Source organism: bacterium, assembly GCA_016708025.1.
Taxonomy (GTDB): Bacteria; Zixibacteria; MSB-5A5; order GN15; family FEB-12; genus FEB-12.
The window spans coordinates 533,896-552,393 of the sequence record JADJGQ010000002.1; the positions used below are offsets into that span (position 1 = coordinate 533,896).

Below are 18,498 nucleotides of genomic sequence, written 5' to 3' on the forward strand. Positions count from 1 at the left end.
CCGTTGCTCAACAATCCTATGTTGCCCTTTGCGAACAGACAGTACAGAAATCAGCAATTAAAGGGGATTCCGCATCGTGAATTATCGCCGTCCAGACCGCTGGCCGACCGACCGGGCATCAGCACTTCAACTGCAATCCATCGCTTCACAGGCTGTAGAGATAAACAGTAATGTCGCTGAGCCACGCTCCATTGTTGCGGTTGATACCGACTACGGTTTTGCAGGACAGATCCTCTATGCCGCCGCTGTGGTGCTGAGTTTCCCTGAAATGGAAGAGATCGAGCGCAGTTTTGCCCGAATGGACGTGAAATTCCCCTACTACCCGGGACTGCTCTTTTATCGCGAGGGACCCGTAATTCTTGAAGCGCTGAGCAAACTGGCGACCGACCCTGAGGTTATAATGATTAACGGCCACGGTATCGATCACCCCGACCGATGCGGCATGGCCTCACATATCGGTATGCTCTTCGATAAGCCGTCGATCGGTTGCGCCCGCAAAATCCTGGCCGCGACCCATCGGCCATTAGATAAAACGCGAGGATCCATTCAGCCGATGATACTGAACGGGAAAGAGGTAGGTCTGGCACTCCGCAGCAAAGAATCAGTTAAGCCGATCTTTGTTTCGCCCGGACATAAGTGCGATCTGCGCTTTGCCCACGATATCGTCACTCGGTCACTGCGTGGATTCCGGCTCCCCGAACCAATGCGCGTCGCTCATTTACTGGCTAACCGCTATCGCCAACGTTCAGAAAAACAACGAGCAGGGACCACTGACCTGGTCACCAGTGAGCAACTGGCATGAAACAGATGCGACCGCCTTCTTCTCAGCCTGTCACTGCCGAAGAAATTCGCATGCTTGCCCAGCGCTCCTTTCCGAAGCAGGTTGCCTGGCGTAGACATCTTCATCAGCATCCCGAACTCTCCAATGAAGAATTTGATACGACTGCATTCCTTCGCAAAGAAGTGAAGAAGCTCGGATTGCGAATTCTGCCGATCAGGCTGAAGACCGGCTTACTCGCAGAGATCGAGGGTTCATCACCGGGGCCAACTGTCATAATCCGAACCGATATCGATGCCCTGCCGATCCTGGAGCAGACTGGCTTGCCGTTCGCTTCCAAAAGAGCCGGATGTATGCATGCCTGCGGACATGATATGCATATGGCGACCATCCTCGGCACCGCCAACCTGATTGCCCAATGCAAACGACATCTCAAAGGGAAAGTCCGCTTCATATTTCAGCCGGCCGAGGAGATGCCCCCCGGTGGCGCCATTCCGATGATCGCTAACGGCGCACTCAAGAACGGAGATGTCATTTTCGGTCTCCATGTTGACCCGGATATTCCGGCGGGCAAGATCGGACTGCGTGACGGCTCCGCCATGGCCTCGGTCTATGACTTTGACCTTACCGTGCATGGCCGCACCGGACATGCCGCTCGACCACACCTGACAGTTGATGCTATCGCCACTTCAGCCGAGATCATTGAGTCACTGCACAAAGTGGTCTCTCGCGAGACCGATCCAATCGATTCAGTCGTCATCACCTTCGGCAAGATCTCCGGCGGGACTGCACGGAATATCATTGCCGACTCAGTCCAGTTGACCGGCACGGCGCGAACCCTGTCGCCCAGACTCCAGAAACTGGTGCCGTCGCTGATCAAACGGACCGCCACAAACATCGCTCGGGCGCGCGGAGCGAGTTGCTCTATTTTCGCGCGGGCACACTATCCGGTGCTGGCAAATAACGTCGCGGTCAACGAGTTTCTCGCGGCCCAGTATCAGTCGCTCTATGGCAAAGGGAAAGTAGTGCATCATCCGGCGGTTCTCGGCGGCGAAGACTTCGCCTGCTACCTGCAGAAACTTCCCGGCGCCATGTTTCGGCTCGGGATCATGAACCATAAGCTCAAAGCCAACCAGCCATGGCACTCGCCTAAATTCATCGCCGATGAAACGGCTCTGCCATACGGCTCAGCTCTGCTGGCCTTTGCGGCCCTGCAATACGGATGGAACGGCCTGCGATGATACGTCGAACGATCCTCAGCTTTGTCCTCCTCTGTCTGCTCCTGTCGGGGTCTGTTAATGCCATGCGCCCTGAGGACCAGGCCGTGACACTGGCCAATTTCCTCTACATCAACTATATCGCTACTTCGCAGGCTAAGGTCTATTTCGCCACTACCTCCGGGGTTGTCGTTTACAACAAGTTGACCAACCAATGGGAAGAACCGCTGACCGGCGCCGATGGCTTTGTCGAAACTGATATTCGGCGGATCCGGGTCGATCGATTCGATCAACATCTCTACGCTGAGGTTGCCTCCGGCTGGTACGAATACAATTTCACTTTTAAGCGATGGCTCACGCTGTTCGAACAGCCGACTGTTGAATCCAACGACTCACATATCGCACCACCCGAGGAACTGGTCGCTCCGTTTGGCTATAATTACCTCGGAAACGGAACAATGGTTGACCCCGAGGCACGGTCGTTTACCATTACCGACGTGGTCAACGATGGCGACGGGAATCTCTGGCTCGGTACCTGGGGATACGGCGTATTCCGCTCCGGCACCATTGTCAACAATCTGACTCCGCTTCCATACGGTCTGGTGCAAAACGGCGCCTATTCGATCTACCGCGATGACAGCACTCTCTGGACCGGCGGCCCCACACTGACCAGTAGCCGCACCGGTGTCACCGGCTACAACTTCATCGCCAACAGCTTCAGTTACATTGAGACCGGCATTCACCCGGATCTTCCGACAGTCGACATCAACTGCGTCACTGGCAACAAGCGCTCGATCATACTCGGCACCGAGGCAGGCTTGTTCATAATCGACCGGGCCAACCCGAGCATGATCAAACGGGTTGACCGGCGCCGCGGCTTCGCCGACGATAATATCACTAGTCTCCAGATGATTGGCGAAGATACGCTGTTTCTTGGCACCACTAGCGGACTGTTGATATATCAGATCGCAGGCGATTCGATCAGGTATATTGCTCAGAAACAATTCTTTAATCGCATTATCTACGATCTGGCGGTAACCGAGGGATACCTCTGGATTGGTTCTGATGTTGGCGCATATCGCTATTCGTTCGAAACTGCCAAACTGCAGAAATTTCAGGACCCTGATCAGGTCCTCTTCAACCGGGTCTTTGGCATTCAGGCGTTCGGTGATGCGATCTGGTTTGTTTCGGATAACGGCCTGGTCCGTCTTGATCTCGAGGATGGAACCACCACGCCATACCGAGTCCCATCCAGCCGATTGGACTATCGTGCGATTGCCGTCAACGACAAGATCGCCGCTGTTACCTCGGAGCGCGGCGTGATCTTCATTTTCCTCGAAAAAGAGGATCTGCAGACGCGTGACTTTTCTGTCGAGGATGGTCTCGCTTCCACCTATGTCTATGACCTGCTGTTTGATGGGGACTACCTCTGGATCGGAACCGATAAAGGGCTGACCCGCTTTTACTGGAACAATCCCAACCGGATCGATTGACCCATGCGATCAGCCAGAATATTCTGTTGATTCCATGCCGCTAATCTCGTAGTATCTTACTCAAGCGCATACGGTTCGATCCACCGTGCGCAAACAACACTATGAAAAGCCTGCTCAACAATCTCTGGTTGAAATTATTGGCCCTTCTGATCGGACTACTCGTCTGGTTTCATGTGGTCACCGAGAAAAGCTATACCTATGAGGTTATGCTCCCGGTCACCGATGTTGATCTTCGGGATGACCTGACAATCGCCACCCAGCCGCCGGATTCGATACTGGTTATTGTCTCCGCTAAAGGAAAGCAGTTGGTGCAATCGTCCTGGCGTGAACGCGGGCTGCGGATCAATATCTCCAAACTGCCGACCGGTCATCACACGCTCTATCTGACCCCGGAGAATATTCAGCTATATGCGCCGTTCAAGAACGTGGTGCTGGAAGAAGTGATCTCGCCAGTGCAATGGGAGATCGAGATCGACCCCAAAGTGACCGTGGAACTACCCGTCTCACCGACGATCATCGCGAGCCCCGATGAAGGCTTTGCCGTCAGCAGTCGTGTCCAGGCAACTCCGGCGAAAGCCAAACTGACCGGTCCGCGTTCGATCATCAAAACACTCTCGTTTCTGTTGACCGAGCCGAAAGAATTGAACGGCCTGCGCAACAGCATCACGGTTCCTGCCGCTCTGGCCGTCCCCGCCGGGATGAGCATGAAAGTGGAACCGGAGACAGTGATGGTCCGGATCGATGTCGTTCCGGTGAAGACCCGGGTATACGACAATCTTCCCGTCGCGGTCTATCATCTACCGCCGGATTATCTCGCAAAAACGAACCCGCCTTCGGTGCGCGTTGAATTGACCGGCCCGCCTGAAGATATCGAGCTGCTCAACAAGAATGCCCTGACGGTTGCCGCAGATTATCGTCACATGACCAAAGAAGGGATGGCCGTGATCAGCGTCGATTGCCCCGCAAATTTCCGGGTCAAAGCTGTTTCGGTTGACTCGGTAAGGATATTGGCTACCCCCCATGCTCGTTCTCGGAATTGAAACCTCATGCGATGAGACCTCGGCTGCCGTCATAGAAGATGGCCGCACGATCCTCTCCAACATCATTTCGTCTCAGGCAGTCCATTCCCGTTTTGGCGGTGTGGTCCCCGAGGTCGCCAGTCGCGAACACATCAAGACGATTGTCCCGATCTACGAAGAAGCACTCTCGGTCGCCGGTGTCACCCTTGACCAGATCGATCTGATCGCCGCAACGATGGGCCCCGGGCTGGTCGGACCACTTCTTGTGGGGCTGACTTTTGCCAAAGGGATCTCCTTTGCCTCGGGGAAAAAGTTCATCGGCGTCAACCATATGGAAGGACATCTGGCGGCCAATCTGCTGGAACACCCTGACCTTGATTCGCACCACCTTACCCTCGTGGTGTCGGGCGGGCACTCGATGTTGGTAGAAGTAAACGGCTTCGGCGATTACAAATTGCTCGGCAAAACCAGGGATGATGCGGCCGGTGAGGCGTTCGACAAAGTCGCCAAGGTGATGGGACTTGGCTATCCCGGTGGCGCACTCGTCGACAAACTCGCGCAACAGGGGAATCGCGAATACCATCGTTTTCCTCGCGCTGTCCTGCCGGAGCCTTACCAGTTCTCGTTCTCTGGCTTAAAGACCGCGGTGGCACTCTATATTGAAAAGTTGTCGGATGACGAGTTTATCGCCCACAAGGCGGATATTGCTGCCTCGTTCCAGGAAGCGGTGGTCCAGGTTCTGGTTGAAAAGACCGTTCGCGCCGCCGAAGCGAACCAGTTGCGCGATGTTACCATTTCCGGCGGAGTCGCGGCCAACAGCCGACTCCGGACCGCTCTGGCCGAATCGCTGACTAAGGTAGGGAAGAGGCTCTTTTTCCCTCGCCTATCGCTTTGTACCGATAACGCCGCTATGATCGCCGCGGCCGGTTACTATCGCTTCCAGAAGTTCGGCGCCGGTGAACTGGCGGTTGATGCCGTCCCATATCTATCGCTGGAATAGTGTTCGTTTCTCTCCTTGCCGAAGTTGAATGATTCTGTTATCCTGTCCGCCTGGGCAACTGAATCCGTAGCACATATTTATGCTTAAAAGAGACTTAGAACAGCGCTTCTTTCCCTTTGTTATCAAGCCGGGCCGATATGCCGGCGGCGAGATCGGCCAGATCGTCAAAGATCCCGCCGGTCGGGTCAACTACCTGCATTGTTATCCGGACAAGTATGAGATAGGCCACTCCTACCAGGGACTACAGACCCTTTATCATATCATCAATAAGGATGATCGCTTCCTCTGCGAACGAGCGTTTGCCGTCGATCGCGATGCCGAAGCACTACTACGCAAAGAGCAACTCCCGCTATTCTCTCTGGAAAGCTGGCGCTCCGCCAAAGATTTCGACGCGGTCGGCTTTACGCTTGTCGATGAAACGGTATATACCAATGTCCTGGCGATGATCGACCTCGCGCAATTGGCGTTGCACGCGGCAGATCGACTCGACTCCGATCCGCTCGTGATCGCCGGAGGACCGGCAGTCTATAATCCCGAACCGCTCGCTGATTTCATCGATCTCTTTTTTGTCGGCGATGCTGAAGATGGTCTCCCCGAAATGCTCGCCATCCTGGGCGAACTGAAGCATGCTTCCCGCCGGGAAAAACTCGAGGCGCTGGCCCGTCGCGTTGAATCGGTCTATATCCCGCGATTCTACAATGAACAGCGCAAATCGATAGTTGACTTTGCGCCAGCCATGATCAAAGCGCGCATCACGCGCGAATTGAAACCTGAATTTTACCCGGACAAGCCGATCGTCCCACTTATCGAGACTGTCCACAATTTTCTCGGCGTGGAGATCATGCGCGGTTGCCCGCAGGGATGTCGCTTCTGTTTGGCCGGGACGATCTACCGACCGGTCCGCATCCGCCCCCAAAATGATATCATGCGACAGGTCGAGGCTCAGCTCAACAATACCGGCTATGACGAAGTGAGCTTGACTGCCCTGTCGACCACCGACTATCCGGAGATCGATCAACTGGCATCGACCCTTTCGCGACGCCTGGAACCTCAGCGGACTTCTATCGGCTTGCCGTCATTGCGTCCGGGCTCGGTGAGTGCCAGCCTGCTGGAATCAGTGCGACGAGTGCGTAAATCCGGATTGACGGTTGCCGCCGAGGCTGGCTCCGAACGACTCCGCCTCTTCATTCGCAAAGATTTTCCCGATGCCGCCATCTTTGACACCGTTCGCCTCGCGTTCGAAAAAGGGTGGCAGACCATCAAGCTCTATTTCATGCTTGGCCTGCCGACCGAAACCGAGGAGGATCTGCGCGGGATCGCCAATATCATTCACTCAATTCACCAGATCAGCCAGGAATATCCGAATAAGAAGACGATCAATGTTACGCTTTCGCCGTTCATTCCCAAGGCGCATACGCCGTTCCAATGGGATGAGTCGTTCGGCGAGGAAGCGATCGGACATAAGATCGGTTTCGTGAAACGTCACACCCGGATCAACCAGGTGTCGTTCAAAGTGAATAATCCGCAACTGGCGATCCTGTCGACCATTCTCGGTCGTGGTGGGCGCGCTATCGGCAAAGTGATCGAGACTGCCTATCGCAAAGGATGTCGCTTCGAAGGCTGGAGCGAGGACTTCCACTTCAACCTCTGGCTCTCCGCGATGGAAGAACATGGCGTCGATGTGGCGGCATCACTGCGGCCGATCCCATTCTCCGCTGACTTGCCCTGGTCGCATATCGAAAAAGGGAGATCGCTGGAGAGCCTGGTCGCCGAACGCCAGCGCACTTCCACAACCCTGCGCGATTACACCCCTTTGCCTCGCGAGACGGTCGAGGAGAGTGGCGACACCACCGCCTATGGGCGCGGTAAAAAGAAAGTGGTATCACGCAATGCGGCAGCGCCGACCAAAAATCGTGCCCGCCTCCGCTGGGGGAAAACTACTCGCTATCGCTTCATGTCGCATCTCGATAATTTGCGGATGATCGAGCGAGCGCTTCGCCGCGCCCGAGTGCCGGTCTCCTATAGCCAGGGATTTAATCCGACCCCGAAACTATCATTCGGCCCGCCCCTGCCACTTGGATTCACGTCCGAGGCGGAGTATGTCGATATTACCTTAGATGTCACGTTGATGGCGTACATGATCGACTCGCTCAGGAAAGCGCTCCCCGATGGCTTTATGGTTGGCGATGCCAAAGTGGTGCTCGGAAAGTCCGCCTCCCTGTCATCGGCCCTCAATCGTGTTCGCTATGAACTTTCGCTGGATTGTTGGCAAGCCGATGCGCCGATCCAGGAGATGATAGATACCATACTGGCGGCAGAGAGTTTGGTGATTGAACGCCCGAGCAAAGATTACACCAGGCCAATCGATATCCGCCCCGCGATCTATGAATTGTCGGTGAGCCAGCAGAAAGTTTCCATGGTGCTTGGCCTGGGCGAAGCAGGTTATGCCCGACCCACTGAGGTCGCGCAATTTCTCTCAACCGGGCTGATCTTTCCGAACAACGGCCTGCCCTTCCATCGAAAAGAGATGTTTCGACTGGAGTCAGATGGCCGCAGAATAGATGCAATGGATCTTTAAGATGACCGAAAGCAGATCAAAAACAAGCGACAAACAATTCGACCGCGTCCGTGCCGCCTCGCTTGAGGCGCTTATCCTGATCGAACAGGGGACACAGACCGAAACCGCCATCCAGCAGGTGACCGAAGGAAAACGGTTCCGTCCGATCGACACCCGCTTCCTGCTGCAATTGGTGAACGGGACGACCAAGATGCGCCGGCGTCTCGACTACGAGATCCGTTTCTATCTGGCGCGTCCGGCGGTCTCGCTTTCGATCAAGCTGATGAATATCCTTCGGCTCGGTTTCTACCAACTGATCTTTACCGACAAAGTCCCGGCCGCGGCGGCCGTCTCGGAGTCGGTGAATCTCGCCCGGCACTTCACCGATGATGCGCAGGCGAAACTGGTCAATGCCGTCATGCGCGCGCGCTTGCGCGAGCCGGAAAAAGTCAAGTTCGCATCGATCGAAGAAAACCCGGTCAAACATCTCGCCGAGTTTTATTCCTACCCCGATTATTTCGTCGAATACTGCGTTAATGAATTCGGCGTGGAGAAATCTCTACAACTGCTGATTGCGTACAACCAGCCGCCGCATGTCACCTATCGGGTCAATTTCCTGAAAGCGAAACCGGATGAGGTCGCTCACCTGTTGCAGGAAAACCATGTCGACTTCCGCTACGGCAAATTTCTGCCGGAATTCATTCATATCGATGGTCCCGGTCTTCCGCTTGAGGAACCGCTGATCGCCACCGGCAAAGTGCTGGTGCAGGATGAGTCGGCGGGAGTGGCCGTGCGTTTGCTCAATCCGCGTCAGGGAGAGAATATCGTCGACCTGACTGCCGCTCCCGGCGGCAAAGCGACCTACGCGGCTATCCGTATGCGTAACAAGGGACGGATCACCGCGCTCGACAAGTCGCATCAGCGGCTCCAGATCGTGGTCGAAAACGCACAGCGCCTTGGTATCAAGATCATTGCCCCGGTCGTTTCCGATCTCGCTGATTTCAAAGGCGGACCGTTCGACCGAGTCATCATTGACCCGCCCTGTTCCGGATGGGGGACTGCCGGCAAACACTCTGACCTTCGCTGGGCCAAGTCTGCCGCCGACGTCGAAAACCTGTCCAAGATCCAGGCCAAGATGATCGACCGTGCCGCCCGTCTGGTCAAGCCGGGGGGGATACTGGTTTATTCCACTTGCACCATCATCCGCAAAGAGAACGACCAGATCGTCGAGGAATTCCTGCTCCGCAACAAGAAGTTCGAGCTTGAATCGGCGGCCCAGTATTTTCCGCCGGAGCTGGTGAACGAACGCGGCTTTGTCAAAACCTACCCGGCGATCGAGGGGCTCGATGGCGCCTTTTGCGCCCGCTTCAAGTGCCGCCTCGAAGGATGACCAGCTTTTTTCTTGCGTTGCCGCCTCAAATGCAAGATGCTGACTCCTGAACCTGACCGGGTTGTATAAAGGAACGGACAGAGACAAACCAGATGGGCCAGATCACACTCGGCGATCCCAACACCAAGATCTTCCTCGGGAAATATCTTCCCGCCGGTACGCTTCGGCGACGCCTCGCCTTTTACCTCGGCATACCGTTCCTCGCGTTGCTCCTGCTTGCAGGGATATTCGATTGGATGGTCATGCCGGTCATCACCCGCCAAGGGGCAGATTTCCCACTCCCCAGTTATGTCGACATGAAGGTGATCGAAGCTGAAATGCAGCTTGAGGACCTTGACCTCAGCTACTCGATCGCCGGTGAAGAGTATGCCCCCGGTAAAGAAAAAGGGACGATCATCAATCAGTTCCCGATCGCGGGGACCCGCGTGAAGCCGGGTCGACAGATCAAGTTTGTCATCTCGATGGGGCAGAAGTATGTCGACATCCCGCAGGTGGGCGGAAAATCTGTCCGGCAGGCGACGCTCGATCTCGAAGCATCCGGGCTCCTTCTTGGCGAAGTCTCCTGGGCTTTCTCTGACACCATTCCGGAACGCGTCGTCGTTTTCTCGTATCCTGCCGCCGGGACCGAGGTACCCGTAGGGACCAAGATCAACCTGATGGTCAACCGCGGACGAGCCTCAGAATATACCTATGTTCCCAAGATGGTCGGTATGCCGTTGGATGATGCTGTCAAGTTGCTGGAACAGAAGGGGCTCAAAGTCGGGATCGTCACCTACCGCACCAACGATAATTTCCTTCCGGATACGATACTGGAGCAGTCTGAGCCAGAAGGGACCGAACTGACTGTCGGCGCCAAAGTCGATCTGGTCGTCACCAAAACCTGACCGCGTAATCCCTCGCTTCAATACTCTGCCCGCTCAATAGAATCGTTCGCTTGCCGATAACTCTACCAATAGTGTCCATAAACTTTTTCGGGGGCGTCATGGCGAAAATTCAGTGGCAGACCATGTTCGAGACGAAAGTCCCGTCAATCGACATGCAGCATAAACGCCTGGTGGCGATGATCAATCAACTCGAGGATGCCGTTGATTCCGGCAAGGGCGTCGTCAACGAAGAGATCGGCTCCGTCCTGGTCAAGCTGGTTGAATACACCCAGTATCATTTCTCTGAAGAAGAGAATATTCAGCGTGAGATCGGCTTCTCCGAAGCCGTCCGCCATGCTGAGTATCATCGCATGTTTGTCGAAGAGATCAAAGATACGTTGATGCGGCTCAAGGATGGCGGCACGGTCAATGTGTACGAACTGATGAATTTCCTTCGCGACTGGCTGCTCAATCATATCCTGACCGAGGACCGCAAGATCGGCATCGAGTACGCGCAGCGCAACGCGCGCCACACTAGTCCGCTTATTGCCACTACCGCCAAAAGCTGACACAGACTTTATGAAGAAAAACCGGCCCTGTGGCCGGTTTTCTTCTGAGATCCACATTGCATCTCATTGACAGTTCGGAAGCGACGGGATTGCTCCGGTCACATAAGCTATCGACATACTCAAGTCGGTCAGATCGACATTTCCGCTGCCATCGATATCAACCGCCGGGCCGCAAATGGAAGTCGTCTGCCCACGGTAAAGCACGTACAGGATAGTCAGACTGAGATCGGACAGGTCAATATGACCATCCATATTGAGATCACCGGTCATCCCGTTACAGCATTTGGTATATTCCAGCGTAGTCAACCCGCTTTCCTGTGCCATATAGATGCGATTCTGGTCAAGCACGCCGGCTCCACCCGACGAGCTTGAACTATAACCAATGATCGACGTTGGTTTCACTCGATTGCGTATGTCGTAGAGGCCCAATCCTCCACTGGAAAACAGCCAAAGGTAATTGCCGTCGAGGATCATTGATCCTTCCCCAGTGCCTGACTCAGCCAGGGTTGCCTCAGGCGCGCCATTTGCTTTTGGCCATGGATAGGGAAGACCGCCGACCTCGATGATGTTATCAGGGTTTATCATGTCATAAACGCGCATTCCATCATAGATCACGTACGCATATCTTCCATCGGTCACCATCTTCTCAAAGAGGAGGGAGTAGCCGGGGAAGAGCCCGCGCTGGACTGGGTGGGTTGGGTCTGTGATGTCGACATAATGGGTTCCGGTTGCCTGATTCTGCAAAATCGCGCAATTGCCGTACACTGCCAGTTTGGACGCCTGCCCGAGAGACAGCAATCCGATCTGGACCGGTGAAAAGGGATCGGCCAGCGAGTAGATGCGCAATCCCTGGTAGCGATCGACCACAAACAACTTCCCGTCACTCACTTTGACGCATTCCACATAACCGGTGACAGAAACGGAGTCTGTCACGGCCGGATGCGCCGGATCAGTCACATCAATGATCATAAAGCGGGCATCAGTTCTTCGTCCGAGGTAGACGACATTCCCTTCTCGGGCTATTGATGTCACCCGGGGAATGGGGAGTGTGGCGATCAGTTCCGGTCGATCTGGATCTGCCAGACTCAGCACCCGAAGCCCAACGCGCCAAGATGCGACATACAAATACTGCCCGTCGCTCACCACCTCTTTCAAAAAATCATTGCAGACATACTGCCCGGTCAAGGTCAGATCATCTCCGTTCGGGGTCAATAGCTCCAGGCCGATATCAGAACGGGCGAGAAACACCATTCCATTCGCCACGGTGATACCATTCCAGGCTCCCACATTCGGGTTGCCGGTGGGCGGCTGGCGGCGTGAAACCAGAGTCGGTGGGCCACTCGGCGTGAACTGCACTACTTCGAGCTCTCCCGCTCCCTTCAGGCAGTAGGCCCGCGAACCATCCAATGCGAACTTCATGACATAGTTGCTGGTCAAATACTCACCCAGCGAGACCGGAGCGGATGGGTCAGTGGCATCGAATACCTCAAACAACCCATTCGTCTGACGGGTCAGCCCGACATACTGCCCACTTACCGCGACATGTGTCCCCGGAGTGGTCATCGGGACCTCTCCCACAGTCACCGGCACGGTTGGCATGCTGATATCGACTATGATCATCGATGCGTTGAATTGCGTTGCCAGATAGAGATAGCCGTTTGCGACAGCAGCATCGTTCACCGTTTCGTTTCCCAAGTCGGTGACCGCCTGCCACGAGCCGAGCAAATCAGCGTTTGCGGGATCGGTGAAATCGTAGATATCCACCACTCCGCCGGGCTTCACGGCATAGAGGTACTCGCCGGAGAGCGCCAAAGCAAAGTAGTCTGAATACAGGCGAAATTCTTTCACGAAGACCGGGGCAGTTGGAACGGAGACATCAAACAGCAGATTGTCCACCAGCAAAAAGCCGTTATGTACGATCACATCCCCATGCATATAAGGAGCCTGAGGGAATTTGATGTCGGGGGCCGTACACTCTCCCAGTTTGACTGGCGCCGCCGTATTGGTAATGTCTACGATCTGTACTCCCCAGGGAAGGACACAATAGGCGAGATTCCCCTCAACCCGCACCTCGTTGATCATACTCAACAGGTCGCGGTCTTTCATCTCGATATTTACATTCTGAAGCCAGGCCCAGCTTTGGCCATGGGTATCAGTCGGCAGGTAGATACTGGCTGTCAGCACTAAAGCGACTGCGATCAGCAACGCGCGTGAGGTACGCATACCATACCCTCCAGTGGCGAGTTCGATTGTGATGGACGTGATGTTGAATTTCCCGACGTAAAAATATACTCTGTTGTCCTTGTTAATGCAAGGGAGAAGTTGGGCTCGCGTAACCCGCGGTGATCGCCAGAACATTAGAATTGAAGAACCCCCAACAGAAAACCCCGGCCGAAAAGACCGGGGTTTCTTTCAAGTACCAGACGTCTATCAATTAAAGGCGCTAGTCTTCCTCTTCGGCGCCATTCCCCGCACGAACCGCTGTCCCGGCCGCACCCAATTTCTCTTTCACCGAATGCATGATCTCATCGAGGATCGGGAAATTCTCTTCGAGGAATTTCTTGGCGTTCTCGCGCCCTTGCCCCAGTCGCTCAGATTTATAGCTGAACCAGGAGCCGGATTTCTCAACGATATTATGCGTCACCGCCAGATCCAGCAATTCACCAGAGCCGGAGATCCCCTTGCCGTAGATGATATCAAACTCCGCTTCACGGAACGGCGGCGCGACTTTGTTTTTCACCACGCGGACGCGGGTGCGAGAGCCGATCACTTCATCCCCCTCTTTGATCGAGGCGATACGGCGGATATCCAGACGGATCGTCGCATAAAACTTGAGGGCGTTACCACCGGTCGTCGTTTCGGGATTGCCGAACATGACGCCGATCTTCATGCGGATCTGGTTGATGAAAATGATCGCGGTGTGGGATTTGCTGGTGATCGCGGCGAGTTTGCGAAGCGCCTGAGACATCAGGCGGGCCTGCAGACCCATATGCGAATCTCCCATATCCCCCTCGATCTCGGATTTCGGCGTCAGCGCCGCCACCGAGTCAACCACTACCAGATCAACCGCGCTGGAGCGAACCAGCGTCTCGACAATTTCAAGCGCCTGTTCGCCATTGTCCGGCTGAGAGACGAGCAGATTCCCCAGATCGATCCCCAGCCCTCTGGCGTAGCTGGCATCAAAGGCATGTTCGGCGTCGATGAATGCCGCCACCCCGCCGGCGCGCTGCGCTTCGGCGATGACGTGCAGAGCGAGAGTCGTTTTACCTGAGGACTCCGGCCCGTAGACCTCGACTATCCGGCCGCGCGGGATTCCCCAGACCCCCAGGGCGAAATCCAGCCCCAATGAGCCGGTCGGGATAACTTCGACCTCGGCGATCTGACCATCGCCAAGTCGCATGATAGAGCCTTTGCCGAACGCCCGTTCGATCTGCGTCAGCGCCGCATCCAGCGCCTTCTTCCGGTCCGGCGTGGCCGTCGCGGTTGCTGCCATTTCAGGCTTCCCTTTCTTTATGTCGATTTTCTTGCTTTCCATTGTCCAATCTCCGATGAAGGTTTGCTTAAGTATATCACATTCGCCACGCCCTATAAATAGAATATCCCACTGACAGGGGCTGTCAGTGAAAAGTGAGACTGCTCAACTTTTTTGGGCCCCCGAGCAGCTTTCTGCCGCTACCGGAGCCACTAAACCATTGGTTTCCGTCTGCACTGAGCCTTCGAACAGATGAACGGATTTGCATTTAGGCCCTGGGTAGGTGCCATCCAATATGGATTCCTGGTGCTCTACGGAAACAATTAACGTCATGTAGGTCAGTTAGTTAGCGAATGAAGGCTATATTTGGCGACGAGCTTTCCCGTTTAGGGCATACGGCTTGCTCTTTATCGATTGTTGCACAACCCCTATCACCTGCACGTTACGTCGCGGTAGCCTGCAAAAAAGTACGAGGTACTTTCATGAGGAATTTTCTGCTAGCGACGTTGGCCCTTCTTCTGGTGTCAGCCAGTGCCTTCGCGGTCCCGGACCTTCAGCTTTACGCTCCCGGCTCGACCTATCAGACCAGCGGTGATGACCCGGAAACCTGGATCATTAACTCAGCCAGTTTCGACCTCTATGTCATCGGCAAGGCCGGCATCAATGATGTTCTGGTCTCCATGGCGCTTGAAGGCTTTGGTGAAAACGACGACGTGAGCGGTGTCAGCATTGTCGTCAATGGCGTCGCCTACAACAATTTTGTCTGGGGTGTTCCGCCGATGGCGACCCTGGAATCGACGCGTGGTGATCTCTCCAAGCATGGTGTTTTCCCGGCCTGGTACGCTGAATTCGATGCCGGCGACTTTGCCGCCATGGGCGGGATCGATGATTGCGTCGGTGGTTCCTATGATCCTCTGATCGATGGCTACCTCGCTAACAGCAATACGCTGGGGCAGTATCGCAGTTTCTCGATCGAAGTTATCGGTGCCGCGGGCGCCCATTTCGATGCCTACAATCTTAAGCTCGACAATCGTGGCAATACGGTGATCGACAAGTTCGCACCGTTCTCACATGATGCCGCCTCGCATGGCTACACTCCGGAACCGGCTACTATGCTTCTGTTCGGTTTGGGTCTGGCTGGTGGCGCAATCTCTCGCCGCTTCTCGAAGAAGTAAGAATTTTCTGAAAATTCCTCAGAAAGCGACCTCACACGAGGTCGCTTTTTTATTGGCCATGAACTGCTATGAAATCAGAGCGAGCGTTCGTGGAGGACGTCGTAGATCGGGCCGCGCGGCGTCAAAGTCGATTTGATCAGCGCTATCCGGTCAAAGAGCAGCGGTATTGGCGCAAACTGGTAGCGCATCAGGTAGTCAAGTGAGTTGCCGATCTTTACTCCCTCGCGTACCCGCCCCAATGTCAGGTGCGGCTTAAACGGCTTACTTTCCGCCGCAAATCCAAGTTGCTGAACCTGCCGTTCAATCTCGGCCGCGACCAGGATCAGCTTGTTCACTTCGTTATCCATCCCAGCCCAGATGACGCGCGGACGATGCAGGTTCGGGAATCCGCCGATCTGCTGAATAACAGTCCGGATCACCGCCCCTTTGCCGCTCACCGATGTCACCAGCTTCATCAATGGGTCAACGAGATTGTCCGGCGTCTCACCCAGAAAACGGGCGGTCAGGTGCATATTCTTCGGGTCGACCCATTTGACCGGGCCGCCATTGCGCTCGAATTCGGTGACGATCTCGCCAAGCCGCCGTGTCGCGGGTTCTTCGAGCGGAAAAGCAATAAAGAGCCGCATTATTCAATACCCAGAATTTCGCGTCGAAGCAGTTCGATCGCGGTGTACGTCGCGCGAGTCCGATTGATCTCACGGTCGATCCCAAAAGAGTACTTCCTGGCAATCGTCCGTTTCTCCGACGATACACCAACATAAACCAATCCGACTGGCTTACTGTCGGTCCCGCCGCCCGGTCCGGCGACGCCGGTAACCGAAATAGCATAACTGCTGCCGGCTAGTTTTCGCACTCCAGTGGCCATGGCGATCGCGCATTCTTCCGAGACAGCGCCATGTTTCGCCAGGATCTCATCACTCACACCCAATTGACTCTGTTTGACTTCATTTGAGTAGGCCAACACTCCACCGAGAAAATAGTCGGATGATCCCGGGGCCGCGGTCAGCGCCATGCCAAGCTGGCCTCCGGTGCATGACTCGGCAACGGCAACTGTCGCACGGTTGGTGCGCAGCAGGTCGCCGACAACTGATTCCAGTGTGTCCGAATCTTTCCCAAAAACGAACTTGCCGCAGATCGACTCCAGGTGAGCCGCCAGCTTGGCTGATTTCGCTCGGGCATCGGATTCAGTAGTAGCAGTCGCGACAATGCGAAGATCAACGCCGCTGTACGACGGCAGATAGGCCAGCCGAACGCCGGTCTCCAATTTTAATCCGGGCATGATCAGCTCGGCAAGCGCCGATTCGAAAATGCCGGTGGTCCGAAGTTTCACTACTGAGATCGCCTGGGTGGTGTGGAGATTCCGAAGATACGGCACGACCTCGTCGGTCAGGATCTGTTTCATCTCGCTCGGCACACCGGGGAGCGCGATAAAAACGCGTCCTTCCTCGGCGATACAAATGCCAACAGCCGACCCCAACTTGTTCGGAAAGAAAGTCGCCCCCTGCGGCAAAAGCGCCTGATTTTGATTGAGGGCGGGCATCTCCAGACCGCGACGGCGGAATCGCTCTTTGATCTCGTCGAGGATATCTTCGTGGAAGATCAGGTTTCGCTTGAAGACCTTTACGATCGCCCGTTTGGTCAGGTCATCATCGGTCGGGCCGAGTCCGCCGGTGACGATCACCAGATGCGCCCGCTTGAGCGCCATCCGGAAAACCTCTTCCATCAATTCGATACTGTCACCCACCGACGATTTGTATTTGATCGTCAGACCGGTCTCGGTCAACACTCGTGAAATAAACGCGGAGTTGGTATCAACCGTATGCCCGGTAACTACCTCATCTCCAACTGTGATGATCTCAACATCCATGCGCTATCTATCCGTTCTTTTCATAATTTCGTCATTGCCCAAAGCACTACATGGGTAGCCAAATTCGCCTGAATCCCCGCAACTACATCGTCGGCGGTGATCCCCCAGCCGCGGGGAAGTTTTTCAGCCTGCGCCGCCGGAGGGAGCTTAAGGACATCAAACACGCGAAACGTGAAAAAGGCAATGATGTAGGCTGTTAAGGTGTGCGGTAGAAAGATAAAAGTCACCCACATCCCGGCCCACTCATCGATCACGATCGACTTCGCGTCATGGCCGAAAATATGCTCCGCTTGTGTCGCGACATAAACCGATGCAATGGTCACTATCGCCGCCGCGCCGATCAACAGCCACTGGTTCTGACCGAGCAAAAACCAACCGATCAGCCAGGCCGGGATAGTCCCGACCGTCCCGGCCACCGGCGCATAGCCGGTGTAAAAACCGGTCGCCAGCATTTTGGTCAGCCAGTTCGGCATTATTTCAACACACTCTTGATCATCGAGAAATATTTGATGACATAATCTATTCCGGTCCAGACCGTCACCACCGCCGTGACCCACAGTAGGACGTTAAAATAGAATTTGTAGTCGAACTGAAGAAGCAGGGAGTCATCATGGCCGAAATGGCGGAGCCAGGTCGCCAGGCTGATATACCCGAGCATCCCCGAAACCACGGTCATTTGAAGGAATGTTTTCACTTTCGCCCACCAGGTGGGGGGGATGATCGCCGCGCGATACGCCGCCAGCAGGCGAAGGCCTGTGATCCCGAACTCACGCCCGATTATCAGCATCACCGGGAAAGGAGAGACGTAGTCGAGCGACACAAATGAGATCAGCGCGCTGGAGACCAAAATCTTGTCGGCCAATGGATCCATGAATTTGCCGAACCCGGTCATCGCACCATACTTGCGAGCATAGTAGCCATCGGCCAGATCGGTCAGCGCCGCAAGCAAAAAGAGGACCAGCCCGATCATCCGCATGTAGAAATTGTCCACTAGAAAGAAGATCATGAAGATAGGCGCAAGGATAATGCGGGTGAGGGTCAGCTTGTTCGGCGTATTCATCGGCCTTCAAGGTACAGGCTTTGGACGAGTCAGTCAAA

16 protein-coding genes are annotated in these 18,498 nt (G+C 55.1%); 10 read left to right on the forward strand and 6 right to left on the reverse strand.

Annotated elements, in window-relative coordinates; all coding sequences use genetic code 11:
* The first annotated feature begins 76 nt into the window (after nt 1–76).
* From IPH75_08605 to IPH75_08645, 9 genes are all read left to right on the forward strand, one after another.
* Nucleotides 77–802, forward strand: coding sequence for an endonuclease V (locus IPH75_08605; GenBank protein ID MBK7142126.1), 726 nt, complete (start codon nt 77–79; stop codon nt 800–802).
* A complete protein-coding gene (locus IPH75_08610) occupies nt 799–2,019 on the forward strand; it encodes an amidohydrolase (protein MBK7142127.1) in 1,221 nt (406 codons plus the stop codon). Before IPH75_08605 ends, IPH75_08610 begins: the two co-directional genes overlap by 4 nt.
* Nucleotides 2,016–3,488, forward strand: a complete 1,473-nt coding sequence (locus IPH75_08615) for a hypothetical protein (protein ID MBK7142128.1) — start codon at nt 2,016–2,018, stop codon at nt 3,486–3,488. The genes IPH75_08610 and IPH75_08615 overlap by 4 nt, the downstream gene beginning before the upstream one ends.
* Nucleotides 3,489–3,589: 101 nt before the next feature.
* The gene (locus IPH75_08620; protein MBK7142129.1) at nt 3,590–4,528 is read left to right on the forward strand and encodes a YbbR-like domain-containing protein; all 939 of its coding nucleotides are present in this window, start codon (nt 3,590–3,592) and stop codon (nt 4,526–4,528) included.
* The gene (tsaD, locus tag IPH75_08625) at nt 4,509–5,507 is read left to right on the forward strand and encodes a tRNA (adenosine(37)-N6)-threonylcarbamoyltransferase complex transferase subunit TsaD (GenBank protein ID MBK7142130.1); all 999 of its coding nucleotides are present in this window, start codon (nt 4,509–4,511) and stop codon (nt 5,505–5,507) included. Before IPH75_08620 ends, tsaD begins: the two co-directional genes overlap by 20 nt.
* A 79-nt stretch (nt 5,508–5,586) precedes the next feature.
* Nucleotides 5,587–8,085 carry a TIGR03960 family B12-binding radical SAM protein gene (locus tag IPH75_08630; protein MBK7142131.1) on the forward strand — a complete coding sequence of 833 codons (2,499 nt, stop codon included), beginning with the start codon at nt 5,587–5,589 and terminating at the stop codon, nt 8,083–8,085.
* Nucleotide 8,086: 1 nt separating this feature from the next.
* A complete protein-coding gene (gene rsmB / locus IPH75_08635) occupies nt 8,087–9,454 on the forward strand; it encodes a 16S rRNA (cytosine(967)-C(5))-methyltransferase RsmB (GenBank protein ID MBK7142132.1) in 1,368 nt (455 codons plus the stop codon).
* A gap of 92 nt (nt 9,455–9,546) precedes the next feature.
* Nucleotides 9,547–10,338: a PASTA domain-containing protein gene (locus tag IPH75_08640; GenBank protein ID MBK7142133.1), complete on the forward strand. Its 792-nt coding sequence runs from the start codon at nt 9,547–9,549 to the stop codon at nt 10,336–10,338.
* A gap of 98 nt (nt 10,339–10,436) precedes the next feature.
* On the forward strand, nt 10,437–10,886 hold the full coding sequence (locus IPH75_08645) for a hemerythrin family protein (GenBank protein MBK7142134.1): 450 nt from the start codon (nt 10,437–10,439) through the stop codon (nt 10,884–10,886).
* A gap of 63 nt (nt 10,887–10,949) precedes the next feature.
* Here the strand turns inward: IPH75_08645 and IPH75_08650 are convergent, their stop codons facing one another.
* Both IPH75_08650 and recA read right to left on the reverse strand, forming a co-directional pair.
* Nucleotides 10,950–13,109 (reverse strand): hypothetical protein, encoded by a 2,160-nt coding sequence (locus IPH75_08650; protein MBK7142135.1) that lies wholly within the window; start codon nt 13,107–13,109, stop codon nt 10,950–10,952.
* Between the two features lie 220 nt (nt 13,110–13,329).
* Nucleotides 13,330–14,379: a recombinase RecA gene (recA, locus tag IPH75_08655; protein ID MBK7142136.1), complete on the reverse strand. Its 1,050-nt coding sequence runs from the start codon at nt 14,377–14,379 to the stop codon at nt 13,330–13,332.
* A gap of 461 nt (nt 14,380–14,840) precedes the next feature.
* Here recA and IPH75_08660 point away from each other — a divergent pair, with 461 nt between their 5' ends.
* Nucleotides 14,841–15,533: a choice-of-anchor N protein gene (locus IPH75_08660; protein ID MBK7142137.1), complete on the forward strand. Its 693-nt coding sequence runs from the start codon at nt 14,841–14,843 to the stop codon at nt 15,531–15,533.
* Nucleotides 15,534–15,607: 74 nt separating this feature from the next.
* Here the strand turns inward: IPH75_08660 and thpR are convergent, their stop codons facing one another.
* The 4 genes from thpR to pgsA are packed head-to-tail and all read right to left on the reverse strand — an operon-like array spanning nt 15,608 to nt 18,460.
* Nucleotides 15,608–16,159: an RNA 2',3'-cyclic phosphodiesterase gene (gene thpR / locus IPH75_08665; GenBank protein MBK7142138.1), complete on the reverse strand. Its 552-nt coding sequence runs from the start codon at nt 16,157–16,159 to the stop codon at nt 15,608–15,610.
* Nucleotides 16,159–17,400 carry a competence/damage-inducible protein A gene (locus tag IPH75_08670; protein ID MBK7142139.1) on the reverse strand — a complete coding sequence of 414 codons (1,242 nt, stop codon included), beginning with the start codon at nt 17,398–17,400 and terminating at the stop codon, nt 16,159–16,161. Before IPH75_08670 ends, thpR begins: the two co-directional genes overlap by 1 nt.
* A 20-nt stretch (nt 17,401–17,420) precedes the next feature.
* Nucleotides 17,421–17,873 carry a phosphatidylglycerophosphatase A gene (locus IPH75_08675; GenBank protein MBK7142140.1) on the reverse strand — a complete coding sequence of 151 codons (453 nt, stop codon included), beginning with the start codon at nt 17,871–17,873 and terminating at the stop codon, nt 17,421–17,423.
* Nucleotides 17,873–18,460, reverse strand: a complete 588-nt coding sequence (pgsA, locus tag IPH75_08680; GenBank protein MBK7142141.1) for a CDP-diacylglycerol--glycerol-3-phosphate 3-phosphatidyltransferase — start codon at nt 18,458–18,460, stop codon at nt 17,873–17,875. Before pgsA ends, IPH75_08675 begins: the two co-directional genes overlap by 1 nt.
* Nucleotides 18,461–18,498 lie beyond the last annotated feature (38 nt).

Coding starts and splice junctions, on each gene's coding strand:
- IPH75_08610 (MBK7142127.1), top strand. CDS start 799: ATGAAACAGATGCGACCGCCTTCTTCTCAGCCTGTCACTGCCGAAGAA.
- IPH75_08615 (MBK7142128.1), top strand. CDS start 2,016: ATGATACGTCGAACGATCCTCAGCTTTGTCCTCCTCTGTCTGCTCCTG.
- IPH75_08620 (MBK7142129.1), top strand. CDS start 3,590: ATGAAAAGCCTGCTCAACAATCTCTGGTTGAAATTATTGGCCCTTCTG.
- tsaD (MBK7142130.1), top strand. CDS start 4,509: ATGCTCGTTCTCGGAATTGAAACCTCATGCGATGAGACCTCGGCTGCC.
- IPH75_08630 (MBK7142131.1), top strand. CDS start 5,587: ATGCTTAAAAGAGACTTAGAACAGCGCTTCTTTCCCTTTGTTATCAAG.
- rsmB (MBK7142132.1), top strand. CDS start 8,087: ATGACCGAAAGCAGATCAAAAACAAGCGACAAACAATTCGACCGCGTC.
- IPH75_08640 (MBK7142133.1), top strand. CDS start 9,547: ATGGGCCAGATCACACTCGGCGATCCCAACACCAAGATCTTCCTCGGG.
- IPH75_08645 (MBK7142134.1), top strand. CDS start 10,437: ATGGCGAAAATTCAGTGGCAGACCATGTTCGAGACGAAAGTCCCGTCA.
- IPH75_08650 (MBK7142135.1), bottom strand. CDS start 13,109: ATGCGTACCTCACGCGCGTTGCTGATCGCAGTCGCTTTAGTGCTGACA.
- recA (MBK7142136.1), bottom strand. CDS start 14,379: ATGGCAGCAACCGCGACGGCCACGCCGGACCGGAAGAAGGCGCTGGAT.
- IPH75_08660 (MBK7142137.1), top strand. CDS start 14,841: ATGAGGAATTTTCTGCTAGCGACGTTGGCCCTTCTTCTGGTGTCAGCC.
- thpR (MBK7142138.1), bottom strand. CDS start 16,159: ATGCGGCTCTTTATTGCTTTTCCGCTCGAAGAACCCGCGACACGGCGG.
- IPH75_08670 (MBK7142139.1), bottom strand. CDS start 17,400: ATGGATGTTGAGATCATCACAGTTGGAGATGAGGTAGTTACCGGGCAT.
- IPH75_08675 (MBK7142140.1), bottom strand. CDS start 17,873: ATGCCGAACTGGCTGACCAAAATGCTGGCGACCGGTTTTTACACCGGC.
- pgsA (MBK7142141.1), bottom strand. CDS start 18,460: ATGAATACGCCGAACAAGCTGACCCTCACCCGCATTATCCTTGCGCCT.